Origin of the sequence: Streptomyces puniciscabiei (assembly GCF_006715785.1) — a bacterium.
GTDB lineage: Bacteria > Actinomycetota > Actinomycetes > Streptomycetales > Streptomycetaceae > Streptomyces > Streptomyces puniciscabiei.
This window is the reverse complement of sequence record NZ_VFNX01000005.1, coordinates 203,251-229,217: the sequence shown is the minus strand read 5'-3', so window position 1 is coordinate 229,217 and position 25,967 is coordinate 203,251. Positions and strand designations below refer to the sequence as shown.

Sequence of the window (25,967 nt, the reverse complement as noted above, 5' to 3'; positions counted from 1 at the left end):
GGGCGGCGCCGTGATGGCGTGCCGCATGGACGAGACGTCGTAGCGGCCTTCACCTCGTCGGGGAGGGCGAGAGCCGGTGGAACTGGGTCGGGACCATATGGGTGCGTCACCGGTGGGTGTCGATCAGGCGCAGCATCTCCTGCGGGCCACCTGTCCATCAGACCAGACGGTGGCCGATGTGCAGGACGCGCCCGCGAACTGCAGGACCGCCGTGTGGTACAGCGGCGAGCAGACCAGGTGGACGTTGTCGTCGAAGGGCTTGATGCCGAAGATCCCGAGGAAACCGCCCAGGTAGGCCTCCTCGGGATCTTGCCGGGCAGCGGGCGGCGAATGCCGCGCGGGCGTCCGTCGTACCGGAGGTGGTTCATGACCCAGCCGAGTTCCCGGCCGTCGGGTGCGGACTCCGGTCGCCCGTCCAGCAGTGGGCGTACGGCCGGAAGCCCTCGACCGCGCCGACCGCGTACCGGTGCGTGCCCGGCAGCCGGCCTCGTCGGCGGCCCGGCGCGCCGCGTCGCCGAACCGCTCGTGCGCGATGAGCACCTTGGCGCCGGAGTCGGCGACGATCCAGGCGATCTCGGGGCCGACCAGGTGGTGGTTGACCGGGACCAGATAGAGGCCGGCCTGGGTGGCGGCCAGGTAGGCGGTGAGGAACTCGACGCCGTTCGGCAGGACGACGGCGAAGGCGTCGCCGCGCTCCAGGCCGGCCGCGCGCAGGCCGTGGACGAGCCGGTTGGCGGCGCCGTGCAGCCGTCCGGCGGTCCACTCCTCGCCGTCGGGGGCGATGAGCACCGTGCGGTCGGGGTCGCCCGTGGCCTGGGCCCAGAATCCGGCGGGGGGCGTGCTGGTCACTTGCCGCTCCTTCCGGCGATGCGGTTGATGCGGTCCACGGCCTTCTCGAAGCCGCGGGTGAGGTCGTCGAAGACGGCCTGGACGCTGCGTTCGCTGCTCATCCGGCCGACGATCTGCCCGACCGGCGTGCCGAGCAGCGGTTCGACCTCGTACTTCTGGATCCGGGACACCGCCTCGGCCACCAGCAGCCCCTGCAGCGGCATGGGCAGGGTGCCGGGACCGGCCGGGTCGTCCCAGGCGTCGGTCCACTCGGTACGCAGCTGGCGTGCGGGCTTGCCCGTGAGGGCACGGGAGCGGACGGTGTCGCCGGACCCGGCGGCGAGCAGCTTGCGGGTCAGGGCGGGCGAGTGCAGGTCGGCTTCTGTGGTGGTCAGCCATATCGAGACCAAGCCACACACCCTGCCGCGCCGAGTGTGAGTGCGGCAGCCACCTGTGCCCGCTGCCGATGCCGCCCGCGCCAGGACGGGCAGCGGGTCGACGGCGTCCACGATCTCGGGGGTGAGCACCATGGTGGCGATCTCGCCGGTGTGACCGCCGGCCTCGTAGCCCTGCGCGACGACGATGTCGATGCCCGCCTCCTGGTGCTTGCGGGCGTGCCGGGCGCTGCCGGCGAGGGCGGCGACCAGCACGCCCCGGTCGTGGGCGCGGGCGACGACGTCGGGGGGCGGCGAGCCGAGGGCGTTGGCGAGCAGCTTGATCGGGTAGTCGAAGGCGACGTCGAGCTGGGTGCTGGCGACCTGCTCCATCCATCCGGTGATGCGCCACCCGGACGCCTCGCCCTCGGCCAGTTCGGCGACGCCGTACTTGGCGAGGGTGTCCCGCACGAACTGCCGGTGCCCCTCGGGGATCATCGCCTCGACCTCCGCCTCGGTCACGCCCTCGACCTCTTCGCCGGCATGACGACGTCCAGCCCGTAGGGCCGGCCGCCGGCGTGCTCGTCGAGCCAGTCGAGGTCGCGCTTGAGGTCGTCGGGGGCGGTTGTAGCGGACCGCGCCGAGCACGCCGAAGCCGCCGGCCCGGCTGATGGCCGCGGCGACGGCGGGGAACGGCGTGAAGCCGAAGACGGCGTGCTCGACTCCCAGTTTCCTGCTCAGCTCCGTCTGCATGGGCGCAGGATGCCGCAGCCGGCCGGACGACGGAAGAGGATTTCTGACGTTCCGTCAGATTCTTTTCGGGCGGCGCCTCACGAGGCGGCCTCCAGCACCGCCATCGCCGCATTGTGTCCCGGTACCCCGCTCACCCCTCCCCCGCGCACCGCGCCCGAGCCGCACAGCAGCACGTTCGCGTGCCGGGTCTCCACTCCCCAACGGCCCGTCCCCTCCTGGACGTAGGGCCAGGACAGGGCGCGGTGGAAGATGTTGCCGCCGGGCAGCCGCAGGTCGCGTTCGAGGTCGAGCGGGGTCTTGGCCTCGATGCAGGGGCGGCCGTCGGCGTCGGTGGGCCAGGCAGTCGGCGAGGGGTTCGGCGAGGTGGGCGTCGAGCTGGGCGAGGGTGGACTTCAGCAGCTCCTCGCGTACGGCGTCGTTGTCCCGGTCGAAGAGCCGGGCGGGGGTGTGCAGGCCGAACAGGGTGAGGGTCTGGTAGCCGCGCCCGGCGAGCTCGGGGCCGAGGATGGTGGGGTCGGTCAGGGAGTGGCAGTAGATCTCCGAGGGCGGCACGGCGGGGAGTTCACCGGCAGCGGCCTGGGCGTGGGCGGTGGCGAGCTGCCGGTAGCCCTCGGCGATGTGGAAGGTGCCGGCGAAGGCCTCGCGCGGGTCGACGGCCGTGTCGCGCAGCCGGGGCAGCCGGGTGAGCAGCATGTTGACCTTGAGCTGGGCACCCTCGGGAGGCTCGGGCGACGGGTCTCCCGTCAGGCCGGCCAGCTCCTGCGGAGAGGCGTTCACCAGGACGTGCCGGGCGGCGGCGACGCCCTCGCCGTCGGCCGTGCGGTAGGTGACCTCGGCGGTGTGTCCGTCGGTGGCGATGCGGACCGCCTCGTGTCCGGTCGCGATGACCGCGCCCGCCGCGCGGGCCGCGGCTGCCAGGGCGTCGGTGAGGGCGCCCATGCCGCCGACGGGCACGTCCCAGGCGCCGGTGCCGCCGCCGATGACGTGGTAGAGGAAGCAGCGGTTCTGGGTGAGGGAGGGGTCATGGGCGTCGGCGAAGGTGCCGATCAGGGCGTCGGTCAGGACCACGCCCCGGACCAGGTCGTCCCCGAAGTTCTCCTCGACGGCGACCCCGATCGGCTCCTCGAACAGGGCTCGCCAGGCCGTCTCGTCGTCGATGCGGCGGCGCAGTTCGTCGCGGGTGGGCAGCGGTTCGGTGAGGGTCGGGAAGACGCGTTCGGCGACGCGCGTGGTCATGCCGTAGAAGCGCTGCCAGGCCTCGTACTCGCGCTCGCCGCCGGTCAGCCGGGCGAAGGCCTCCCGGGTGCGCTGCTCGCCGCCGCCGACGAGGAGTCCGGTGTGGCGTCCGCCGCGCTCCACGGGCGTGTACGAGGAGATGGTGCGCCCGCGCACCCGGAAGTCCAGACCGAGGTCGCGCACGATCTTCTGCGGCAGCAGGCTGACCAGGTAGGAGTAGCGCGACAGACGGGCGTCCACCCCGGCGAACGGGCGGGTGGAGACGGCGGCGCCGCCGGTGTGCCCGAGCCGTTCCAGCACCAGCACGGAGCGGCCCGCCCGGGCCAGGTAGGCGGCGGCGACCAGGCCGTTGTGGCCGCCGCCGACGATGACGGCGTCGTACGTCCGGGTTCCCTCGTTGGCAGGCATGGTCCTTCGTAACACGTGGTGATCTACGGCGGCCAGAGGCGTGCCGACGGGATGCGACAGGGAGGGCCGCATCCGAAACCGCCCGACCCGGGAACCGCCGCTGGGGGCAGGCCCGGCTCAGTGGCCGCCGAACGCCCGTTGCTGCCGCAACACCGCCACGCTCCGGTAGAGCTCGACCGCCTCCGCGCCCCGGCCGAGCCGTTCCAGGCAGTGGGCCTCGTCGTTGCGGGCGGCGAGGGTGTCGGGGTGGTCGGCGCCGAGGAGCTGTTCGCGGGTGGCGGCGACCCGCCGGTACTCGGTCAGGGCCTCGGCCCAGCGCCCCAGCCAGCCGAGGGCGACCGCGATCTCGCGGCGGCTGACGAGCGTGTCGGGGTGGGCGGGCCCGAGGACCTGCTCGCGGAGCAGGCAGACGTCCCGGGCCTCGGCGAGGGCCTCCGCCCAGTGGCCCAGCCGGCCGAGGTTGACCCCGAGGCCGTGCCGGGCGCGCAGGGTCTCGGGGTGGTGAGGGCCCTGGACGCGGGTGCGGTCCACGATCAGCTCGCGGTACACGTGCAGGGCGTCCGCGCTGCGGCCGAGGCGGCCGAGGCTGAGGGCGGTCTCGTAGCGGGCGGCGAGGGTGTCGGGGTGGTCGGCGCCGAGGACGCGCGCTCTGGCCCCGGCGACCTCCCGGTAGATGCGCAGCGCCTCCTCCCAGTGGCCCGACTGCCCCTGGGCGTAGGCAAGTTCACAGCGCGATACGAGCGTTTCGGGGTGGTCGGGGCCGAGCACCCGGGCCCGGGCCGCGGCCACCTCCCGGGCCGTGCGGCAGGCGTCGTCCAGGCGGCCGAGCCGGCCGAGGGTGCAGGCGAGGTTGTGGCGGCAGCGCAGGGTGTCGGGGTGGTCGGGGCCCATGACGCGCACCCGGGCGGCCAGCACCTCCGCGTACACCTGGTGGGCCTCGAAGTGACGGCCCAGACGGCCCAGCGCATAGGCGGTCTCCTGGCGGACGGCGAGCGTGTCGGGGTGGTCGGGGCCGAGGACGCGGGCCCGGGCCGCCGCGAGATCCGTGTAGGCGGCCAGCGCCTCGGCGACCCGGCCGGCGCGGACGAGCGCGAAGGCGGCCTCGTAGCGGCCGGCCAGGGCCTCGGGGTGGTCGGGCCCGGTGCGCTCCACGGGTGGTGCCGGGCGCTCCGCGGGGAGGGGCGGTACGGGCCGCCGAGCGTCCCGGGGGCCGTGGTGGCTGGTCGCTCCCCCACGTTCTCGGCTCCGCTCGAACCCGGGGGGTCCTCCCTCGCGACGACAGTCGCCTGTCGGGTACAGCCCCGCGCCCCTTGGCGGCGTGTCCCGCCGGGGCACCTTCCATCGGCCCGACAGGGCCGCCCCCGGGTCCGGCGGCAAGGCACCGGGCCCGGCACCCAGCGCCTTGTGGCCGGTGGTCATGCCGCACGTCCAGGACGGCAGGCGGGCGGCGCCGGTCACCTGCGGGATCTCCGCGGCCGGGATGGAGGCGGCCGCCCCGCGTGGCTCCCGGATCCGGCGGGCCAACTCCCCCGCGTCGCAGGGCCGTTCCTCGGGCCGTTTGGCCAGCAGGTCGAGGATGATCCGCTCGAGGCGGCCGGGCAGCTCCGGGCGCACCTCGCGTGGGGGCCGGGGCGGGGTGTCGCGGTGGCCGACGAGGATCGCCCAGGCGTCCTCCAGGTCGAACGGCGGTGCGCCGGTGGCGATTTCGTACAGCACGCAGCCCAGCGAGTACAGGTCGCTGCGCCGGTCCACCGCATCGCCGCCGATCTGTTCCGGAGACATGTAGTGCGGGGTGCCCAGCGCGACCCCGGTGCCGGTCAGCCGGGTGGTGAAGCCGATGTCGTGGCCGAGGCGGGCGATACCGAAGTCGCAGATCTTCACCGTTCCGTCGGTGAGCCGGACGATGTTGGCCGGTTTCAAGTCGCGGTGGACTATGCCCTGTTGATGGGTGTAGGCGAGAGCGGCGGCGACCTGGGCGGCGATGTCCTCCACGTCGTCCACCGGCAGCGGATGACCCTTGTTGTCCTGCAGCAGCCGGCTCAGATCGCGGCCCTCGAGGAGTTCCATCACCAGATACGGGACCCCGTCGGACTCGCCGAAGTCGTGGACGACGGTCACCCCGCGGTGCGAGAGGCCGGCGGCCACCCGGGCCTCTCGGCGGAAGCGCTCGCGCAGGACCTGGGCGAGGGACGGGTCGTGGTGCGGGCCGAGCGGCTTGAGGCACTTGACCGCGACCTGCCGGCCCAGGGATTCGTCCCGGGCCCGCCACACCTCGCCCATACCGCCCCGCCCGATCAGGTCGAGCAGCCGGTACCGGCCCTGAACCAGCCTGTTCTCCCCCATAGCGATCCGCCGCCCCCGTCGCCGTCCGCCCCGCCGCCAGGAGGCCGGCCCCGAGCCGCGCCCCACGCACCGGCCCGATCCGCGCAACACCCCCCTGCTCGTCCAGTATGGCGGCCTATCGTCCGACTTTGTACGGTGCCGGACGCGCCGCCGGTCCGAGCCGCGCCATGGCCCGCAGGATGTGTTTGGGCGGCAGCTGCCAGCGCAGACGTGCGGGAATGCCGCGCAGCAGCGCGCCCATGGCCCGCAGCCGGCGGGTGACGACGGTGGGTGCGGGGGCCGGTCTGCCGTACAGCTCATGGGCGTACGGCGGCAGTGCGGCGTACGCCAGTTGGGCCACGCGCCGCCACAGCACCTCGCGCGCCGGGATGAGAAGGGGATGCGTCGGCGGCCGGAGGAGGAAGTCGTCCACCTCGCGTGCCTCGGGTCCCGCCGCCAGTTGTGGCCGCACCTTCTCGAAGTACGCGGCGAGTTCGGCCCGGCTCGCCGGTACGGTCTCCGGCTCGAGGCCCACCAGGCGGGCGCTGACCCGGTGTTCGGCCATGTACCGGTCGGCCTGGGCGTCGGTGAGCGGGAAGCCGGAGCGCCGCAGGACGTGCAGATAGGAGTCGATCTCCGCGCAGTGCACCCAGAGCAGCAGCCCGGGTTCGTCGACGCCGTACCGCTCGCCGGTCTCCGGGTCGGTCGCCGTCAGCATGCGGTGGATCTTCCGCACCCGTGCGCCGGCCCGTTCGGCGGCCTCTGTGGTGCCGTACGTCGTCGTCCCGACGAAGTTCGCGGTGCGCATCAGCCGGCCCCACGCGTCGCGCCGGAAGTCGGAGTTCTGCAGGACGCCGCGCACCGCGCGCGGGTGCAGGGCCTGGAGGTAGAGCGCGCGGATGCCGGCGACCCACATCATCGGGTCGCCGTGCATCTGCCAGGTCACCGAGTTCGGCGTGAACAGCCCGGGGTCGCCCATGCCCAAAGGTGTGATCACAGCCATTGGTTGTCACCTCGTGTCGCCGTCGACCTGAGTATCTGCCCGGTTTGCCAGTGGATCATTCACTCGCCGCGAAGGGTGAGACGGCAGGAGGGAAGAGCCCGGACGTGGCCTGCCCGGCGCCCACACGCAGACCAGCAGGCAGCGACCCGGCGGAGCGACAAGGGCGCCGGTCACGACCGTCTGCAAGGGCGCCGCGGTCCCGGTGACGGGCGCGGGCTCGTCTCCCGTGTGCGCCGAGCCGTCCGCGTCGGTCCGGCGAACGGCAGCCGGGACCCTCGCCGCTTGAACGGTGAGGACGGCGTGCACGGCGAGAACCCCTGGCGAGTAGAGCGATCACCCGGGGGACGAGCAGGATCCAGGCCTCGGCCACATCGCTGTGCCGCCGCAGCGGGTTCCGCCGGCGCACAGACGCACCGGGGTGACCGTCGCGGGACGTGTCCGTGTCATCGTCACCTCTCCTGACCTCTCGGCCGGGTCCGAGGAGCCGGCGCCCGACCTGCTGCCATGACTGGAGATGAGCCCCGTGCGCCGCGCGGTGGTTCTCGACGAGGGAGGTGTCATCGGCATCCTCGCCGTCGCCGGCGTCACCCGCGACCTGGCCTGGCCGGGGGCCCGCCGAGACCCCGCCGCGCCCCACCACCCCGCACCGCGCGAAGGAGCCCAACAGCCGCGCGTGGCGGCGGACTTCACGGTGGCCGACGACCGGCCTGCCCGCGCGGGCAGCCCGTCGGGTCACAACCGGGGACGGAGCACGTCGTAGGCCCAGGCCGCCAGCGTGGTGGGCGTGGTGGTGTACGGAGTTCGCGGCTGTTCCGGGACGAAGCCGTCCCGCAGGCCGGTCGACATCCCGATGACCGCCTCGACCAGGCCGTCGGTCATCCCGGATGCGCGCAGCAGGTTCCGCATCGCGTCGTCGCTGATCCGCTCGACGCGCAGCGGACGACCGATGGCGGCGGACACGATCTCGGCGGCCTGCGGCCAGGTGAGGTCGGCCGGACCGTGCACGGCCTGGACACAGCGTCCGGACCAGTCGGTCGACAGCAGCCGTGTCACGGCGACCTCCGCTATGTCGCGCGGCGCCACCCAGGCGAGAGGCTGGTCCAGGGGCAGGATCACGGGTATGACGCCGGAGCGTACGGCCTGGAGCTGGAGCTCCAGGTTGGTGAAGAAGTAGCCGCAGCGCAGGTGTGTGACGGTGGCACCGAGGGCGTCGAGGGCGAGCTCGGTGCCCGCGAGGCCGTCGATCTCGCCGGCTCCGTCGCGCTTTTCGGCGCCGACGCTGCTCTGGAAGACCGTCCGCTCGATGCCGTTCGTCCTGACGGCGCTCACCAGAGCCTCCGTGGCCAACTCGTAGTCCGCGAGCGGATCTTCGCCCGACGACGGGGGATCCACCCAGAACAGCGCGTCGACCCCGGCAGTGGCGGCGACGACCGCCTCGGCGTCGCGCTGGTCCACCTGGACCGCGTCGACCTCGTGGCGCATGTCGGGGGCGAGCCGGCCGGGTTCGCGCGCGAGTACCCGTGGGCGGACTCCGGCTCGCAGGAGCATGGCGACCACGTGCCGTCCCACGTTGCCGGTGGGCGTCGTGACTGCGATGCGCATGGCTTGGTCTCCTTTCGGCGGGTTCCGGCATCACGACGCTAGAGGCCAATCCGGACACCTCCTGTCTCCTTGGCTCACCGTGTGTGCGGCGGCCGCCGTACGTGCGGGGATCAGCCGGGCTCAGGTACGACCGCCACCGGGGAGGCCGCGTGGTGGAGCACGCCGTGGGCGACACGACCCAGTTGGAGCCCGAAGTGGCCCTGGCGCCGCCGGGCACCGACGACGAGCAGGTCGGCCTCATGGGACACGGCCGGCAGGACGTCGCGCGCGTGGCCCTCGACCGCACGCCGTGCCACCTGCAAGTCGGAGGGGGCGTCCCGCAGCGCCTCCTCCACCATTTCCACAGCCCGCTGCTCCTGCAAGTGGGCCGGCTCGCCGACCAACAGCGGCGGGCTCGTGCAGGGGCCGGCGCCAGGCCCGTACGGCCTCGATCGGGACCCCGCGCAGCAGGGCCTCTTCGCACGCGAACCGTGCCACGGCCGAACCCGGGGACCTCTCCCCCACACCCAGAACGATGCGACCGCGCGCCCCAGAGCCTGCCCGGTTGTCGTGGCTCCCGCGCAGCACGATCACGGGACAGTGCGCGTGCCCTGCTACAGCGACGCTGACCGAGCCGAGGAATGCCCCGGTCACGCCGCTGCGACCGCGCCGGCCCAGCACCATCACCACAGCGTTGCGGCTCTCCCGCACCAGTGCGTACCCCGGCTCCTCGGGCAGCACGTCGGTGGTCACCTCCACACCCGGCTGCCGGCGGCGAGCACGCCGCTCCGCAGTTCCGACGATGTCCTCGGCCATCACCTCCTCCGACGGCGCACCGAGGTCGGAGGCCACGGAAACGCCGACCGCGACCTCGCCGTCCGTGGCCTGGGAGGCGGCCTGGGCCCGAGGGCCCGGGCCGATGCCGTCATGTCGCCGCGCGTCGTCACGGTTGAGGCCGTCGACGACCTCCAGGTGGCCTACCGGACGTTCCGCCGCACCGGGGTCCGTCGCCTTCCGGTCCTGGACGCGGGCCGGGTGGTGGGCGTGCTGACGGTCGACGACCTGTTCCTCGATCTCTTCCGCCGGTTCGCCGACCTGCTGGGTCCGGTCGCCTGGAGCGTGCTGCAGGAGCCGCCGGGGCCGCCTCCTGAGGCCGGAGCCGAGCATGGGCCCTCAGCGGCATGGGGCAAAGCCCGGGGCAGCCGCCACGAGAGACACCGGAGGAGATCCTCGACCGCCGCTTCGCCTCGGGCGAGATCGACGCGGACACCTACACCGAGGCGCACGAACGGCTCGCCGCCCACAGGCCGAAACCCCGGTGACCGTGTCCTGCGACACAGTGGACTCACGGTGAGACGGCGTACCACGTCTGCCAGGACAGACGACTGCTCGCACCGGTGCCCGGACCTCACTCGCGGCGCAGAACGACTTTGAGGGCGCCCGTGGCGATGCCCTGTGCGAACACCACGGTGTGGAGATCGGGGACGGTGTCCCAGGAGGTCCCCCTCGTTCCCCCCACCTCCACGGTCGTCCTCGCCGTGCCCCTGGGCAACGCGGCCACCCGCACGCCTCAGTCCGGTCCCCTGTACGGGCGGCGGAAGACCGGTGCCTGACCGGTGCCCCACGGGCGTACGGCCGCCAGCGCCTGAGCGACGGCGGACTCCAGCGCACCGCTGGTGTCGACCGGTACGGCTTCGGGCCACGGCGGTTCCCTCGCGGCCATGGCGCTGACGATCTCGGGGCCGGCGTCGGACGGGCCGGGGGCGCGCGTGCGCAGCCGGGCCGCCGACACGTCGCCCGGCACGTGGCAGTGCAGCGCGACCAGGTCGGCGTCGGCGCGTTCGGCCGCGCGGACAGCGGCTTCGCGCTGTGCGGCATCGGACCAGGTGGCGTCGAGGACCACCGATTCGCCGGAGGCGAGCAGTACGGCTGCGCGGTCGAGCAGTGCGGCGTACGTCCGGGCCGTCCACTCGGGCGTGTACAGCCCCTCGCCGTAGCCCGCCGCGGCGGACTGCTCCGCCGGGATGCCCGCCAGCTCCTTGCGGACGCGGTCGCTGCTGAGCAGGGTGACCCCCAGCCGGTCGGCCAGGGCTCCCGAGAGCGTCGACTTCCCGCTGCCCGGCAGTCCGCCGACAAGGGTGAGGCCGACGGCGGAGGTACGCAGGTGGCGCAACGCCATGGAAGCGAGCCGCCGCGACGCCGTTTCGGAACCGGCGGCGCCCTGGCGCGTCTGGATCGCAGAGACCTTGGCACGGACGAAGGCGCGGTAGGCGACGTAGTGGTGCCACAGGGAAGGGGGCGCGGGATCCCCTGAGTACTCGCCGTACCGGGCAAGGAAAAACGTCGCCGCCTGAGGGGCTCCGAGCTGCTCCAGATCCATGGCGAGGAAGGCGGCGTCGTCCAGGCCGTCGACATAGCGGAGACGGTCGTCGAACTCCAGGCAGTCCAGGACGCGTGGACCGTCGTCGAGACAGAAGACGTCCTCGGCGAGCAGGTCGCCGTGACCGTCGACGACCCGTCCTTGCTCGATGCGGGTGTCGAACAGCCGCTCGCGACCGGCGAGATAGCGCCGCACCAGCTGTTCGGTCTCCGTCAGGCAGTCGAGCACGACGCCCTCCGCCGCCAGCGCGTGAACCTGCGCGAAACTCGCCTCCCAACGTGCCGACAGCGCATCGCGCGTGCCCTGTTCGTCCACGTCGCGGCCGCGGGGGGCAGCCGCGTGCCACGCGGCCAGCTGCCGGGCGACGGTGCGCAGGACGTCGTCGACGGCAACGCCCACCCGCACCAGGCGGGAGAGGCGGCGTTCCTCCGGCATGCGGCGCATCACCACGAGCGGTTCGGGTGTCTTCCCCTCAGGGCTGCGGAATTCGCCCAGACCCACGTAGACGTCGGGGGCGAACCGGCGGTTGAGGGCTATTTCCCGCTCGCACCCGGCCCGGCGTGCCTCGACCGTGGTGTAGTCCAGGAATCCCAGATCGACCGGCTTCTTCACCTTGTAGGCCCGGTCGCCCACGAAGAACAGCGTCGCGGTGTGGGTCTCACACACCCCGGCGCGCGACAGGGCCACGCCGTCGTCCCGGCCACCCGACGTGGGGGCGGGCGTGCCGGCCCGCGGCTGGTGGAGGCTTGGCTCAGTCATGAGCACCGACAGCGACCGGGCAGCGCCCGTGATGGACGGCGGCCCGCGCCAACCGGGCGAGTTCGCGCCTCTCGGCCTCGTCGGCGGTCCGAGGTGCGGCGGCCGGACTTTCGGGCGAGCCGTCGAGGCCCACGGTGACGACTGGTTGCATGGCGGCGGCCTCCGTCTCGTAAGAAGCTGGAGGGGACGGTGGACGAGTCCGACCGTGTGGATGGTCCGGACGTCGCCTGCATACCGGGCGCGACGCGTTCTCCCATTCGAGGATCCCCCTCGCTTGGCCACGGCGCATGTGGACCCGTGGAGAGGCGGGCCGCGGCCGTGGCAGGCGGCGGAGAGGAGGTGTCGCACGGTGACGCGGCGACCGCCCTTGGGCGACAGGGGGCTCGGAGGTCTTTCCGGACGTGACCGCATCGCGAAGGCAAGGAGAGGGCGATGTCGCACACAGGACAGTGGAAGGTACGTCTCGACCTCTTCGAGGACGACGACGGAACGACGAAGGCGCACCTGGTGCTGGACACCGGCACCACGGCGCTCACCGGCCGCGGAACCGCGCACTGCCATCCGGCGGACATGAACGTGCCGGAGATCGGCGACGAGCTGGCGGCGGGCAGGGCCATGGTCGATCTGGCTCACCAGCTGCTGGAGACCGCCGAGCGCGACATGCAAGGCGTGGCGGCACGCCGGCCCAACAGCCCTCGGACCGCTTGAGGTCCGGCCTCGGACGCCACACCCGACTCCCCCCTACGACGTGCCGGCCCCGGAGGAAACAGCAGGCCGGGCCCGGATGGCGCCCGGCTACCTGGCCCACCTGGAGGAAGGGCCTGCCGACCCGACCTCGGCGACGCTCAACAGGCCGGCGGACGCCCTGGGCACCTCGGTCGCCGGGCAGCAGCTGTTCGAGGCCGCGCACACTGTCCTCGTCATCGACGTGTGTGACCACAGACGCTAGGTGTCTCCGGAGCACTGCGCTGACCTGCACTTTTGCCAACCACATTCAGCAGTATGGGGAGCTGTCTGCCGAGGATTCTTGGCACATCGGTACAGATTCGAAGGCCTCCCTGCCTGCACTGACGACGCCCCTTCCTCCTCCGGTTGCCTCCAATGGCCCATCCCCAACCACGACGTCACGTCGGCATCCTTCCCAGAGGGCCGCTGGATCACTGAGCCTTTTCAACGTTGCCTCTCCAGGGTGAGGACTGCGGCGGCGATGTCCGTCATGCGGTTCGGGCTGCAGCGGCTGCGGCGGAAGATCCGCCAGGACTTCAGGCGGGCGACACCTCGTTCGACGGGAGCGCGGGCCTGGGCGAGTGCCCGGTTCAGCGTCCGCTCGGTCGGTGACAGTTCGCCGTTGGGCGGGCGGCGGATGGCGGTGGTGGCCCAGGAGCCGGCGCCGATGTAGGCGCGGTCGGCGACGATCGGGACGCCCTGGCGTTCGCAGATTCGGATGATGCGGTGGGTGCGTGCGGCGGTCAGATCGTGAGCACGGCCCGGCAAGGCCGGCGAGATCCACAGAAGCTGGCCTACGGGATCGGTGACGACCTGCACGTTCACGCCGTGGCGCCGGTGCTTGTGGGAGTAATCGGCGCGTCCGTCGCCCAGGCGGTCGCACTCGCTGAGGGTGCCGTCCAGGAGTACGTAGTCCGGGTCGTGCTCGCGCAGGGTCTTGAGCAGGCCCGGCGCCCGGTCGGCGAGGAGCCGCACGACGGCGGTGGTGTAGGCGTGGGCGGTGCCGACGGATATGCCGAACCCGGCGGCGATCTGCGCGAGAGTCTCGTGCTTGCGCAGGTAGGCGAGAGCGACGAGGGCGCGCTGGTGCGGCGGGAGCTTGCAGCGGCGGTCACCCTCGCGGGTGACGATAAGCATCGTGACCCACTCGACCAGCGCATGAGGCAGGTCGAGTGCGGCAGGATAGGGAACCAACAGGGCTCCTGGACCGGCAGGTTGAGACTTCGAACACCTCACCCAACGGCACGGGAGCCCTGTCCGTTGCGGGCACCAAGGTCATCACCCGATCGGTGGCCACGCTGAAAAGGCTCACTCCCTCGAAAACGGGGCGGCGGTCTTCTATCTGCCGACGACGCTGCTCGGGTGAGCGTGTCGCGGGGGCCTCCGCTCTTCCCCGCTCAGATCACTGCCATATGGCGACTCACCTCCGGCCTACGCGCCCCCTGGTTGGACCGTCAGCCTTTGCTGGACTTGATCAGTGGGGGGCTCAGCACCTCGGGACATCTCCCTGAGACCGCCCAGCAAGGGTGCTGCGTGATGACCGTGGGAGGCGCACCCCTGGTATCCCGGTGCGATGAGGCGGCGTTACGAAGATCCAGAGGCCCTTAAGATGATCTTCGTAATCCATCGCACTCTTGGCATGTAAGGCGGAGACGTGGCTCCCCAGCCCCCGCTGCTCGATCACTCGCCAGTTGGCGCATCGAGCGCTACTGTCCCCTGGTCGGACACATCGACATTGCGCGATCTCGCCCGAATGCATGCCATCTCAGCTGACGCCGTCAGTCAACTGGCCATGCCGTCGGACTGGACTGCCCGGTGGACTACGGCGTGGCGTTTCGGACGGACGCTCGTCGGTTGCACCGTCAGGAACCTGGGCGAGGTCGACGTGCTCTCAAGTGTTCCTGTGCGCCGCTTCACTTGGCGTACCGATCAGTGGCATCGCCCCGGCCTTGGATATCTGGTCAGTACCGACCGTCACCACGGTTTCGAGAGTTTCGAGGAGGAACTCCTCCTTCTGGCAGCTGACTTCTCAGGATCTCTTGTGGAGGCGCTGACTCAACCGTTCCGTCTGCGCTTCCAGAGCGTCAACGGCAGCGTCGAGCACATCCCGGACTATCTTCTGCTGACCGACGACACGCCGTGGCTCATCGATGTGCGGCCTTCAGCACGGATAGAACCTGAGGACGAGGTCAAGTTCGCCGCTGCGGCCGAGGTCGCCCTGGTTGCTGGGTGGAACTACGCGGTGGTTGCTGGTTGGCACGACCATGTAGTAGGCCTGATCGATACGCTGTCCGCCGGACGAAGGCACTTGACCGACCCACTGCGGCTACAGGAGCAGCTGCTTCTGGCGGCAGAAGACGGTCCACAGCCGTTCGGGACCCTGGTAAGGCGCTGCAGCCTGGAAGCCGTTGCCCGGGCTCATGCGATCCATCTGTTGTGGCATCGCCAATTGGGCCTGCAGATTTCTGGCCCTCTGACCGACGCGAGCACGATCCGCCTGTCCCTCTCTCGCCGCCCGGCGAGTGGGAGTTGGTGACAGTGACCGCTGCGGTTGCCTGGGACCTCTCGCCGGGAAACGAGTTCGTCGTGAACGGCGTGCCGTGGACAGTGGAGGCATTTCAACCCCAAGTCGGAAAGGTGGTGCTGGTCCGGCCCGAGCATGAGGCTTGGAAGACGTCGGTGCGGCAGTTGATGCACCATCCGAACATCAGGCCGTCGACACGAACGAGGAAGGACCTTCCGGCCGCCAGCCGCGGGCGGCAGCCAAAGGGCGTTCTCGATCTGCCGCCGAGCAAGCGGCCACTCGTGATGTTGCGGGTGGACCATTTGCGGGAGGTGGAGACCGGGTTTCGCAGCGGTGATCCGCTGAACGCGCTCCCCGGAGAGCCGAAGCCGCAATACGATCCGAACTCCACCACGTTGACCGAGCGCCGTCATGCCAAGGTGCGGGAGCTGCGGCAGGACACGATACGCAACCCGGATCTGGCCGCCGCCCACTGCTTGGACAAGGTCAGCTACCGCACTCTGATCCGCTGGGATCTGGACCGCCGCCGCTTCGGGCCGGTGGGATGTGCGGACGACCGGTGGCTGCGGGAGGCGACCGGCCGTCAGATCTCAGCCGCGGTACGTGAGGCGATCTTTGCGGTACGCCACGAGACCCTGCACCGCTCCAAGCTGACAGCAAAAGACCGTGAACGGCTGATCCATCAGTACGTACGCGAGGAGTTCGGGAAGGACGAGCCGGTACCCAGTTACGAAACCCTCCGGGTCGTGTGGAAGGAGTGGTTCGGATCAACCGGAGCCCGTCAGCGCTATGCCGTTTCAGCTGCACGGGCTCAAGCGGTGGCGACAGGTAGGCACGTGGTGGTCAGTCGGCCCGGGCAAGTAGTGGCGCTCGACACGACGGTACTCCCGGTCAAAGTCCGTGAGCAGGTCTTTGGCGACCCGGTGTCAGTGCATCTGACGCTGGCTCTGGACGTATACACGCATTCGATCGTGGCTTTCCGACTCACGTTGGTCTCGGACACCTCAGTAGACGTCGCCATGATCTTGCGGGACGTCATGATGCCGCTGCCCATGCGCCCGGACTGGGGCGAGGAGATGGCGTGGGCCTATCCCGGGGTCCTCGGCAGCGTGATCGCGGAATTCACTGATGGCAAGGTCGCTGGGCTACCGTTCTTCGCCCCGGAGACCGTGACCACCGACCACGGCTCGGTGTACAAGAATCACCACCTGATCGAGGTTCAGCGGGTGATCGGCGCGACGATCCGGCCGAGTCGGGTGCTGCGGCCGACCGACAAGCAGGCGGTGGAGCGAGCCTTCGGCGCGATCCAGTCCCTGCTGTTCCGGATTCTTCCGGGCTACCAGGGCGTCGACAGCTCAGATCGCGGCATCGATCCGGAAAGTGACGCATGCATCACCGTGGCGGAGATGGAGCACTTGATTGCCACCTGGGTCGTCAGGATCTGGCAGAACCGCAGGTTCGGTTCCTACGCACCCAGTTGGGATCCTGCTGGTGATCACAGTCCGAATACCCTGGTCGCGGCGTCCATGGCCCAGGGCGGCTTTGCACTGCAGATCCCGCCGGCGGAGTTGTACTACCAACTGCTTCCTACTCATCGGGTGATGATTCACGGCCGACGCGGCGTAAAAATCAGAAATCTCTGGTACGACGGGGAGGCACTGAACGAGTGGCGTTTCCGTCCGTCTGGCCGGGGCGGGGCGGCGAAGAACAAGTACGTGTTCCACCGGGATCCACGTGATCCATGTTTCGTTTTCTTCCAAGATCCGCTCACTCATGAATGGCATCAGTTGCGTTGGGTGGGCCTTCCGGACGAGGGCCGAATGCCCGCGTTCAGTGACGCCCGTGTACGGCAGGTAATGCGCGAGCTGCGCAATCAGGGGCTGAAGCCGAAGTCCGACAAAGATCTGCTGCCCCTGTTGCTGGACTTGATCGGGAGCAATGTCCCCGTGGACCAATGGCCCACCCGTATGACCAAGGCCCAGCGAACCGAGCACGCCCGCGAAGAGGCCCAGGCCACAGCGGCGGCAGCCGACCGACCGAAGCCCTCCCCTGCCCCTGCCTGCGCCGACGAGGTGGCACCGTTTGTGCCACGCCAAGGCGGTGAGGTCGACAATGTCGTCACGTTGCGATGGCGTGAGCGGGCCGAGCAGGGCCGGGCTGCGATCGACGGCGAGCGCCGACGCCGACGGGAGGCAGTCTCCGAGGAACCGGCTGCGACGTCCACCCTTGGCCAGCGGTTGCGGGGGCGCAGCCTGATGGACCTGCTCGACGATGAGGACGAATCCGCCGCTGAGCCTGGAGGCCAGCCGTGAGCGAGCCCACCAAGCCGCCCGCCCGGGCCGTCACTTCGTTCCTGCCTGGGCCGCCGATCGACCGGACCCGGGTGGAGGGCTGGCACCGGTGGGTCCGTACCCGCGAGCTTTTCGTGCCGGCGCCCATACTGAGCACGGAGCAATATCTGCAGTTGACGCCCCGCCGACGGCGAATTCACGACCTGCACCGTCTGGCCACCCACAGCAGCCTGCCAGTGCAGTCCACCCCAATGGGCGATGCCGTGGCGTGGCTGGTGAAAGCACGGATCGAGGACGCCGCCTACAGCCACAAGGCCGGAATCCGGACCGGGGTCATGGTCAACGGGGGTGGCGCCCAGGGAAAGACCGAAACGGTCTGCGCGGCGATCGCGGCCTTCGAGGAAGAATGGCTGGAGGTGAACGAGTACATGAATCCGGAGGCCATGGCCGGCACCAGGGATCTCCTCGCTCCTGTTGCGTATGTGCGCTGCCCGGTCAAGGCAACCCCCGTCTCCACCTGCCAGCGCATCCTCGACTTCTACGGCGAGGATTACAAGAACATGCGCCAGGAAGACTTGATCCGGACGGTGAACGCCGCCATCGCCGCGCACGCCACCAAGGCACTCGTGATCGACGACATCACGCGACTCAAACTGCATCGCGAGAGCGACCAGGACGTCTTGGACCTTCTCTTGGAGGTGATGAGCATGTCCGTCACCCTCATTCTGGTGGGTGTCGGTATCCCCACTTCCGGACTATTGCGCCGCGGCAGCTTCGATCCGGTTGCCAAGCAGTGGGTCATTCCTCCAGTGAAAGACCGCGGGCGCAGCCCAAATCCGGACGCTGCGACCCAGCATGAGCGGCGCTTCGAAATGGTCAATTTGCAGCCGTTCGACTACGACACTCCCGGGCAAATCAAGGCCTGGGTCGACCACCTGGCGGCGCTCGAGAAGAGCTTGCGGCTCCTGCACGACACCGAGGGCATGCTCACATCCGGATCCATGCCTGAGTATCTGTTCCAGCGAACGAATGGGGTCGTCGGGCTCCTGGAGAAGCTGGTGCAGCGAGGCTGCCGAGTCGCGATCGAGGACGGCAGCGAGCGGCTGAGCAAAGAGCTACTCAACCGCTGTGCCGTCCTCCCGACCGATTTGCCCGACCTGGACGCCGATTCCGGTGAACAGCCACTGATCCCGCCGGTCGAGTCTCGGCCCCGGAAGAAGCCGAAGGGCAGGAACACCGTGTTCGACGACTCGGGACCGGCAGCGGAGTCCGCCGGATGATCCAACCGACTCTTCGTCCGCTTGCACGCAGCCTCGATCCGCTGCCCGGTGAATCTTTGGCCGGTTTCGTCCTGCGCCTGTCCTATCGAATGGGATGCACCCCTCAGCGCGTGGCAACCCTGTGTGGCCTGACCTGCCGAAGCGACAGCATCCCCCAGGACCAACTTCGCGGACTGAACCCGGAAACCGCCGAACAACTGGCCCGGGCCGCGCACCTGACCATGTCCGAGGTTCAGGCCCTGACCTTGCAGGATCTCGCCACAACCTACACACCGCTTGCCAAGCTTCGCGCCGGCAAGGCAGACGTCGGATCCAAGTCCCACATCAACTGGGCCACGAATCCCGACAGCCGTTACTGCCCCCACTGCCTGCGAGGGGACGGCAGTCCCGTGCAGCAGGCCTTCGGCGGTGCCTGGCAACTGCGCTGGCATCTGCCCGTCACGTTCGCCTGCACGCAGCACTTGTGCCTCCTCGAAAACACCTGCCCCCGATGCACTCAGCCGCTCAGCGGACGCGTTATCCGGCGATACAGCCTTGTCCAGATTCCCCACGTCTCCGGACTACACCCGAGCCAGTGCCGCAACCGGGCTCCCAGACCACTGCCCAAACCGCGGGCCCGCGCCGTGCCGTGCGGCGCACGGCTGGACGCCCCGCGAGACGTTGCCGCCGTGCTGTCGCCACTGGACATGCAGCACATCCTTGACCTCCAGCACAACCTGAACCTGCGGCTGGATCCAGGTCAACTGGTGTGTACTGCCGACAGAAGGACACCGCACACCTACTTTCCCGACCTGATCACGACCGCGCGCCTGATCACGCTGAGCTGGCCGAAGGGCGCCTCGTTCCTCCCCTCCACAGCACTGGCGGACCTCGTGGACGAGTACGCCACGCCCTATCTGCACAATCCGTCTCAACGCGGACTTCAGATCCGGCGTAGCGCACCCCGCGGAACGGCCGAAACCTCGGCCCTTCTGCTCGCAGCCGCGACTGCGCTCGGCGATCGGGCTCTTGTCCCTCTGCGTGAGCGTATCGAGCCCCTCGCTCGCGAGGCGTACCGCCGGTCGGCCTCCATCGGCGACAAGCTCTTCAAGGACAGCAACGTCTCGGCTATCTTGCTGCGCGCCACCGCACAGCGCGTCTACGGATTCCAGAAGCGCTCCATATTGCGTGTCGCCCCGAATTTCTACCGTTTCAGCACTGCCGAAATCCCTCCTCTCCTCCCAAGAGAATGGTTCGACGCGTACTTCCAGCCTCTCGTGCATCGCCTGCCGAAGATGACCACGCTCTTGGAGCGCCATCTGCGTTGGGCTGCCTCATTGAGGCTCGCCGAGTTGGTCTGTGATCAGACATGGCCAGCGTGCGCGCAGGCTCTGGGGATCCCTCAGAATAGCGCTCGCCGGACGATGAATGTGCTGGGTAAGCAGCTGACAACTCCTGGCCTCTGGCCTGTATTTGAGGACGCGGTCGACCTGGTTGCACATCAACTGCATGAACAGGACCGCCGAGTCAACTACGCCCACCGCCGCCGTTCCACAGCCGACTGGTGTCTTTCGCTCGCAGATTGGAAAGCATTGTGCGAGGGCATACCCGGTCTTGAGCAGCGCCAGGCAACGGGGGACCCCCGAGTCGGCGAGGCCGTCGTTTGGTGCATGGTCAACCAGGCCAGCTACCTTCACAGCCCGACGGTGACCCATCGCCGCTCCGCTTCGTACTCTCCCCGCCGACTGACCGAAGAGGCAGCGCTATTCGCAAGCAGGACTCAGCGCAGGCCGTCCTACACGACGCTGAGTCGGTGGCTGGCATCCTACGCTGCCCAGCTCGCCCGAGCCTGCGACGAAGGAACTGACCTGCGAATCGAAGTGCCGAACCCCACCACCCCCACTGGCGCACGACAGCAGGGTCCGGTCCATTGACGACCCGTCCACTGGCACGAAGTCTCGCTCCGCTGCCGGAAGAGTCCCTGCCAGGCCTGCTCCTGCGTCTTGCCTACCGACTGGATCGCTCGCCGGCCAGGATCGCCGCGCTGTGCGGACTGAGCCGTCACCAACACCGATTGCCAGCCGAGTACTTGATCACCTTGTCCGCAGAAGCCACCGAGTCTCTCGAGGCAGCTGCATCCCTCCGCGAAGGCGAAGCCGACGCGCTCACCCTGTCAGCCATGGCCGCGGCCTATCCGCCACTGGCCAACATGCGTCTGGGCGGCAGTCGCAATATGGCCTCCGCCCGACGCACCTGGGCCTTCAGCTTGTCCAGCCGTTACTGCCCCGACTGCCTGGCTGGAGACGGAAGCGCGATTCAGAGCGCGTACGGAGGCCCGTGGAGACTGCGCTGGCATGTCCCGGTCTCCTTCGCGTGCACTGCCCACAGCCGCGTCCTGGAGAGCGGATGTCCACAGTGCGGAGGTCATCCGAACCGGTCCTCGAACACCGAACGGCAAGGGCTCATCACACAGCGCACGATCGGTGGACTACACCCCGCGCAGTGCCGCCATCGCCTCGCGCCCGGCCCTGTCGGTACCAGCGTCCGGATACCGCCGTGTGCAGCGCGACTCGACCAGACGGCCCGGGTAGCCGAGCAACCGGACAGTGACCTGGTCATGATGCTCGCCCTACAGCGACGTATCGACCGGCATTTGACGCCCACTGAACATCCGCCCGCGATCAGCAGCAACTACTCGAATCCAGAGCAGCACTTCTTTTCCGACCTGATAGCAGCCGCTCAACTCATCCGGCTCAGCTGGCCCGACAGTGCACGCTTTGCCCCCTCCAGCGCCGTCGCCGACCTGATTGCCCGCCACGTTGCCGCCTGGACCGCCCTCCGGGAAAACCGCAGCCCGGGCAGGCGCGTCCGTGATGCATGGGCGGCGCCCAAAGACCCGGCCGAGTGCGGAGCACTGCTGCTGGCCGCGGACACCCTGCTCGGCGGCCGGGGCCAGGACGACCTGGCCCTTCGCGAGCGGATCCAGCCGCTCGCGACCGCAGCGTTCACGCGAAACGAAGCGAACACCGGTGCCGCCTTCCGACGCATGGACGTCTCCCCAGACCTGTCAAGAGCCCTGGCCCAGCGGTCCCTTGGCTTCAACCGTGCGGGTGGCCATCACCACGCCAGACAGCACGTTCCCTCACGTCAGGTCCATTTCGGGATCGAGCATGTCCCCGCTCTCTTGCCCGAGGCATGGATCGGTGCGCACTTCGGTGATCTGACGTCCCTGTGGGACTCCGGTGATGTCTGGAAGCCACGGCATCTACGCCGAGTAGCCTCCCTCAAGCTCGTCGAAATGGCTGGCGGCGGAACCTGGCCACAATGCGCCGTCATCCTGGGAGTACCGTGGATCGCCGCCCAACGTAGCCTTGCCGTCCTCAAGCGAAGCCTGCTGCCCGGCGGTCTCTGGCCACTGCTCGACACTGCAGTCGAGACCCTCGCGCAGGAATTGGACGCTGATCCACTGAACGTGAATTTCGCTGCGCGTCGTCGAGCGCTGCGTACCTGGCAGATCCCTGTCAAGGACCTTGCTGCGCTCACGGAAGGCCTGGTCCGCCTTGCCAACGTGGAGTCCCCCTTGACCCGGGCTGCGGTAACCGCGCTCGTGTGGGCTCGAGTCACCCAGGGCGACCATCTGCACAGCCCATCGATCGAAGCACTTCGCAGAGCGAGGCAAAGTACCAAGCCCTTGGTCTCCGCCATCGGACAGTTGCAGACCCCCAGCAACCGCAGAGGCGCCAGACTCCGCATCCTTCAGCGCATCAGCGAATACGCCGATGACTTCGCCCAAGCGCTGAACGAGGGAGCCGATGGAGCTGAGGGACCAGCTACTCGCAAGCGTCCCTGACAACCGACCACCAAGCCTACCTTCAGCCCGGCTGTGCCTCTGCGCCCAGTGTGCGACATCCCGTGAGCTCCCCTATGCCTCGATGAGACCCTGCCCCCGGCCAGCAGACTCCTACAGCGTCGCCGTCACTGACTGCACGGACCCCACCGAAATACGCCCCTAAGGTCACGCGACCGAAGCGTATCTCGTCAAATATCGTCCAGTCGTACGACGCTGGGAAGCTGATCGTCCGGGACGCTTCCGGTTGTCGACGAAATCCGCTCCGCCACCACCGCACTGTTCAGCACCGGCAGTGCAAGGTCAAGGTCACCAGCCCTACGCACAGCCGACCGCTGGCGCAGTCGGCACGGGGCGCGTCGCCAGCCGCTGCAGGCTACTCAGAGGTGCTGCTCACCTTCTTGAAGCTCCTCAACAGACCGAGCAGGGGCCAATGCTGCCGTACGCCATTCGTCGCCCCTGGCGGGGAGGCCGCAGTCAAGGGTCACCGCGGCAACCGACACGCCCTTCATCTGTCGCTGCGTCTCCGCCTCCCTCTCCTGGTGCAACCTCACTTCGGCGAAACTGTGGGCGCGGGCCGGACACTTCCGCTGCTTTGAGTGACCCCCTGGCCATCGCCGAAGAGAGCGGCGCCACGCCCGCCCAGGTGTCGGTCGGCTGGGTCCGTGAGCGTGCTGCCCAGGCGTCCACCTCGTTCGTCCCGATCATCGGCCCGCGCAATCTCGCGCAACTCGACGACAACCTGGGTGCGCTGGACGTCCAACTCACCTCGAAGCAGTTCGCACACCTGTCCGACGTCAGCGCCCTCCCGTTCGGAGTGCCCCACGAAACCTCCGCCGGCATCCGAAACGTCGTACAGGGTGGTGACGCCTCCCTCGTCATCCAGCCCGCCGTGCCTGTGGCCTGAGCCGCGGATCCTGCCGCCGACGGCCCCTGCCGTCGACGCCATTCTCCGTTCCGCTTCGTGTGCCTGGTGCGCGACGGTGCCGTGTGGCGGTCCGTGGCAGATCCCACCCAGCCGTCACAGCCCCATCGTGTCGATCGTTGGCGAAGCAGAGGGACAACGCGCGTCTTCGACCTCCTGGGCAGGAACGGTTGGCCGAGTAGGTGAGGGACTGGGGTATCAGCATTGCTGAACCTAGTCGCCGGACAAAGCGTGAGGGCTCCCGACCACAGCACGCCCGGGTTGATGCACTCGGGGTGGAAACCCGTCATCCCCTCAAAGAACTCCATCGTTGTGGTGGAGTTCTTCGGTTGCCGGTCCGCAGCGTCGAGGTAGCGCCTCGTGCGGCCGATGTGGGCCGCGTCGTCCGGGCGGGCCGGGTCTTGGTGGCCGGCCACCACGAACTCCACTCCGAGCGCCTTCACTTGGCGGGGTGCCCTTCGCGCGTCGCGGCCACCACCCTCGGATTCCGCGAGCGAGAGGTGCACGCCGTTGTAGACGACGTCCCCCCTCGACGGGGACGAGCGCGTGCCCCTCCAGACTCAGTCTGCCGACCGGCGCACTTTTCGTGGAGCCCGGTCGCCCAACCCTCCGAGCCCACCACACAAACCGCTCGGCGAACGTGGTGACGAACCTGCCGGGAACGAACACCTCGATCACGGTCAGCGACTCGGGTGTTGCCCCATGCTCGACCCAATTGACGCATGGCCTACGAACAGGGCGCCCCCTGCCCACCACAACGAGTCCGCCGGAGACCGCCGGATGGCATACGGCCCGGCAAGCCGACTTCGCCAGAACCGGGGCATAGCGCTATACCCCGGGGCGATCCCCTAGAGCCGTTAAGCCCGTTTCCCACCGTTCTGCTCCCGGACGGTGTCGAACAGGGAGGTCAGAGCGGGACTTCCGGCGAGACTGTCCAGCAGGACGTGAAGCGACTGTCGGTCCGCGGTGCCCAGGTCTGCGAGGATTTCGGCGTCGAGATCGACGAGCGTGCGGTTGAGGCGGGCCAGGACCTTGCGCCCTTCGGCGGTGATGTCCACGGCGTAGCGGCGACGATCCTGCGGATCTCGTGTCCGCTCCGCGTATCCGGCGCGCTCCAGGTCGTCGAGACTCGTCACCATCGTCGCGGGGTCGATGCGCAGGAACGAGCCAAGTGCCAGTTGCGGCATGGCACCGTTGTCCGCCAAAGCCTGCAGGACGCTGTAATGCCGCACCCGCAAGCCGGTCCCGCCGATGCCGTCCTCGGCGATCCTGAACGCCACCTGCCCGAGTTTGACCAGCAGGCAGATGGTGTGTTCGGCCACTGTCCCCGGAACCAGCGGAGCCTCGGACATTGTTTATCCCGCCCATGGTTAGTCGTACGTATGGTCCTGTCCATCGTACGAGAACGCCCGAGGCACCAGGACCACTGCAGGCCGGCGGGATTCCCCACCTTCCGCCGGCTTACGGCCGGTGCGTCCTGGGTGGTCAGCCGACGATGGCCCGACCGAAGATCTGCCGGGCTATGACCCACTTCTGGATCTCGTTGGTGCCCTCATAGATTTCGCCGATCTTGCTGTCCCGGTAGATCGCCTCGACGGGTCCGGGGCTGCCGTCGGCACCCAGTTCGCGCGCGAAGCCGAGGCCTCCGAAGGCCTGGACGGCGTCGCGCGCCATGTCCACCGACAGCTTGGTGGCGTAGTACTTCGCCATCGCGGCCTCGGGCTCCGGGGACGGGTTGCCCGCGTCCAGGCGCAGGGCGGCCTTGGTGTAGAGGGTGCGGGCGTTCTCGATCTCGGTGGCCCGTTCGGCGAGCAGGAACTGCCAGTGCTGGTTGGCGGCCACCGGCTTGCCGAAGGCGTGTCGCGTCGACAGGTGGGCCACGGTGTGGTCGAAGGCGGCCTGCGCCATTCCGACCCCGGCAGCCGCGATACCGATCCGGCCGTAGGTCAGAGTGGACAGCGCATGGCGTAGTCCGTGTCCCTCGGCGCCACCGAGAAGGTCGTCGTCGGTCAGGTGCACATCCGTGAAGCGGATGTCCGCGGTGAGCTGGCCGCGGTTGCCCATCTTGCGGTCTGGAAGGCCGACTTCCACTCCGGGAAGTGCCGTGTCGACGATGAACATGCTCAGCCGGGTGCCGGTGCGGGCGAGAACCACCACGAACCCGGCGACGGGCGAGTTGGAGATCCACCGCTTGTGGCCGTTCAGCACCCAGCCGGCCTCGGTGCGTATCGCCTCGGTCTGAACCGCCTGCGGGGACAGGTCACTTGAGGCGTTCGGCTCGGTGGTGGCGAACGCGCCGACCACTGAGCCCTCCGCGACCTTTCGCAGCCATCGCTGCTGCTGCTCCTCGGTGCCCTGCCGCAGGGCGTTGCCCGCCAGGATGCAGTGCACGTCGAAGACGGCCGCGACGCTGCTGGAGTAGTAGGCCAGTTCCTCGATGGCCGCGGCGGTGGCGCTCGCCGGATGGGTCAGACCGTCGCCGCCGACCTCGCTGGGGAAGGGGATCCGGAAGACGCCCGCCGACGCAAGCGCGTCAAACACATGCCGGGGAAAGCCGTCCGTGCGCTCGTCGCCCCCCGCGATCGCCACGGCGTGGGGAGCCACTTCGTGCTCTGCGATCCGGCGCACGGCAGCGCGAACGGACTGTGTCTCTTTGGGGGCGAGGAGCTCGTGGTAGAGCCGGTCGATCTGGCGTGTGGGAGTGGAAGTCATACGGGGAAGATACCATTAGTACCACGTACCATTAGTTCG

18 protein-coding genes and 6 pseudogenes are annotated in these 25,967 nt (G+C 69.4%); 12 read left to right on the top strand and 12 right to left on the bottom strand.

The features are described from left to right. From FB563_RS40435 to FB563_RS40415, 5 genes and pseudogenes are all read right to left on the bottom strand, one after another. Positions 1–849: pseudogene (locus tag FB563_RS40435) on the bottom strand (AMP-binding protein); the annotation flags it as partial. After that, positions 846–1,955 carry an NAD(P)H-dependent flavin oxidoreductase gene (locus tag FB563_RS40430; RefSeq protein ID WP_142219251.1) on the bottom strand — a complete coding sequence of 370 codons (1,110 nt, stop codon included), beginning with the start codon at positions 1,953–1,955 and terminating at the stop codon, positions 846–848. The pseudogene FB563_RS40435 and the gene FB563_RS40430, both read right to left, overlap by 4 nt. A 77-nt stretch (positions 1,956–2,032) precedes the next feature. Beyond that, a pseudogene (locus FB563_RS40425) lies at positions 2,033–3,599 on the bottom strand (phytoene desaturase family protein). Positions 3,600–3,716: 117 nt separating this feature from the next. Then, complete coding sequence (locus FB563_RS40420) at positions 3,717–5,942, bottom strand: serine/threonine-protein kinase (RefSeq protein WP_055704596.1); 2,226 nt, start codon at positions 5,940–5,942, stop codon at positions 3,717–3,719. Between the two features lie 115 nt (positions 5,943–6,057). Then, entirely contained in the window at positions 6,058–6,924 is an 867-nt protein-coding gene (locus FB563_RS40415; protein ID WP_244329064.1) for an oxygenase MpaB family protein, read from the bottom strand. A 514-nt stretch (positions 6,925–7,438) separates the two neighbouring features. Here FB563_RS40415 and FB563_RS40410 point away from each other — a divergent pair. Next, positions 7,439–7,684: a hypothetical protein gene (locus tag FB563_RS40410; RefSeq protein ID WP_142219158.1), complete on the top strand. Its 246-nt coding sequence runs from the start codon at positions 7,439–7,441 to the stop codon at positions 7,682–7,684. On the opposite strand, the gene FB563_RS40405 is transcribed toward FB563_RS40410, so the two are convergent. Together FB563_RS40405 and FB563_RS44760 are read right to left on the bottom strand one after the other, a co-directional pair. Further along, the gene (locus FB563_RS40405; RefSeq protein WP_142219159.1) at positions 7,657–8,526 is read right to left on the bottom strand and encodes an NmrA family NAD(P)-binding protein; all 870 of its coding nucleotides are present in this window, start codon (positions 8,524–8,526) and stop codon (positions 7,657–7,659) included. The genes FB563_RS40410 and FB563_RS40405 overlap by 28 nt on opposite strands. Positions 8,527–8,636: 110 nt before the next feature. Beyond that, positions 8,637–9,366: pseudogene (locus FB563_RS44760) on the bottom strand (universal stress protein); the annotation flags it as partial. A gap of 66 nt (positions 9,367–9,432) precedes the next feature. Between FB563_RS44760 and FB563_RS45060 the strand changes: the two are divergent. Both FB563_RS45060 and FB563_RS43380 read left to right on the top strand, forming a co-directional pair. Continuing rightward, positions 9,433–9,561 (top strand): annotated as a pseudogene (locus FB563_RS45060) (CBS domain-containing protein); the annotation flags it as partial. 125 nt (positions 9,562–9,686) lie between these two features. Then, complete coding sequence (locus tag FB563_RS43380; RefSeq protein ID WP_167528544.1) at positions 9,687–9,827, top strand: SHOCT domain-containing protein; 141 nt, start codon at positions 9,687–9,689, stop codon at positions 9,825–9,827. A gap of 248 nt (positions 9,828–10,075) precedes the next feature. Here FB563_RS43380 and FB563_RS40390 read toward each other — a convergent pair whose 3' ends face one another. Both FB563_RS40390 and FB563_RS40385 read right to left on the bottom strand, forming a co-directional pair. Next, positions 10,076–11,551 (bottom strand): bifunctional aminoglycoside phosphotransferase/ATP-binding protein, encoded by a 1,476-nt coding sequence (locus tag FB563_RS40390; protein ID WP_142219169.1) that lies wholly within the window; start codon positions 11,549–11,551, stop codon positions 10,076–10,078. 151 nt (positions 11,552–11,702) lie between these two features. Next, a pseudogene (locus tag FB563_RS40385) lies at positions 11,703–11,795 on the bottom strand (universal stress protein); the annotation flags it as partial. 281 nt (positions 11,796–12,076) lie between these two features. Between FB563_RS40385 and FB563_RS40380 the strand changes: the two are divergent. Together FB563_RS40380 and FB563_RS45350 are read left to right on the top strand one after the other, a co-directional pair. After that, a complete protein-coding gene (locus FB563_RS40380) occupies positions 12,077–12,352 on the top strand; it encodes a DUF1876 domain-containing protein (protein WP_142219160.1) in 276 nt (91 codons plus the stop codon). 40 nt (positions 12,353–12,392) lie between these two features. Next, positions 12,393–12,593: a helix-turn-helix domain-containing protein gene (locus FB563_RS45350; RefSeq protein ID WP_341874448.1), complete on the top strand. Its 201-nt coding sequence runs from the start codon at positions 12,393–12,395 to the stop codon at positions 12,591–12,593. A 221-nt stretch (positions 12,594–12,814) separates the two neighbouring features. Here FB563_RS45350 and FB563_RS40370 read toward each other — a convergent pair whose 3' ends face one another. After that, entirely contained in the window at positions 12,815–13,564 is a 750-nt protein-coding gene (locus tag FB563_RS40370) for a transposase family protein (RefSeq protein WP_142218408.1), read from the bottom strand. A gap of 460 nt (positions 13,565–14,024) precedes the next feature. Between FB563_RS40370 and FB563_RS40365 the strand changes: the two genes are divergently transcribed. The 7 genes and pseudogenes from FB563_RS40365 to FB563_RS40340 all read left to right on the top strand — a co-directional run bounded on the left by FB563_RS40365 (position 14,025) and on the right by FB563_RS40340 (position 23,198). After that, positions 14,025–14,906, top strand: coding sequence for a TnsA-like heteromeric transposase endonuclease subunit (locus FB563_RS40365; RefSeq protein WP_142219250.1), 882 nt, complete (start codon positions 14,025–14,027; stop codon positions 14,904–14,906). A 2-nt stretch (positions 14,907–14,908) separates the two neighbouring features. Continuing rightward, a complete protein-coding gene (locus FB563_RS40360) occupies positions 14,909–17,206 on the top strand; it encodes a DDE-type integrase/transposase/recombinase (protein ID WP_055705451.1) in 2,298 nt (765 codons plus the stop codon). Beyond that, positions 17,203–18,465, top strand: a complete 1,263-nt coding sequence (locus FB563_RS40355) for an AAA family ATPase (protein WP_055705452.1) — start codon at positions 17,203–17,205, stop codon at positions 18,463–18,465. The genes FB563_RS40360 and FB563_RS40355 overlap by 4 nt, the downstream gene beginning before the upstream one ends. After that, positions 18,462–20,378, top strand: coding sequence for a TniQ family protein (locus tag FB563_RS40350; protein WP_079048688.1), 1,917 nt, complete (start codon positions 18,462–18,464; stop codon positions 20,376–20,378). Before FB563_RS40355 ends, FB563_RS40350 begins: the two co-directional genes overlap by 4 nt. Further along, positions 20,375–20,830: pseudogene (locus FB563_RS45685) on the top strand (TniQ family protein); the annotation flags it as partial. The gene FB563_RS40350 and the pseudogene FB563_RS45685, both read left to right, overlap by 4 nt. Before the next feature lie 231 nt (positions 20,831–21,061). Next, positions 21,062–22,294: a hypothetical protein gene (locus FB563_RS44745; protein WP_234357680.1), complete on the top strand. Its 1,233-nt coding sequence runs from the start codon at positions 21,062–21,064 to the stop codon at positions 22,292–22,294. Positions 22,295–22,724: 430 nt separating this feature from the next. Continuing rightward, positions 22,725–23,198 (top strand): aldo/keto reductase, encoded by a 474-nt coding sequence (locus FB563_RS40340; protein WP_079048690.1) that lies wholly within the window; start codon positions 22,725–22,727, stop codon positions 23,196–23,198. 875 nt (positions 23,199–24,073) lie between these two features. Here FB563_RS40340 and FB563_RS40335 read toward each other — a convergent pair. Both FB563_RS40335 and FB563_RS40330 read right to left on the bottom strand, forming a co-directional pair. Next, positions 24,074–24,568 carry a MarR family winged helix-turn-helix transcriptional regulator gene (locus FB563_RS40335; RefSeq protein ID WP_055705456.1) on the bottom strand — a complete coding sequence of 165 codons (495 nt, stop codon included), beginning with the start codon at positions 24,566–24,568 and terminating at the stop codon, positions 24,074–24,076. 133 nt (positions 24,569–24,701) lie between these two features. After that, positions 24,702–25,928 (bottom strand): acyl-CoA dehydrogenase family protein, encoded by a 1,227-nt coding sequence (locus FB563_RS40330; protein ID WP_055705457.1) that lies wholly within the window; start codon positions 25,926–25,928, stop codon positions 24,702–24,704. Between the last annotated feature and the right edge of the window lie 39 nt (positions 25,929–25,967).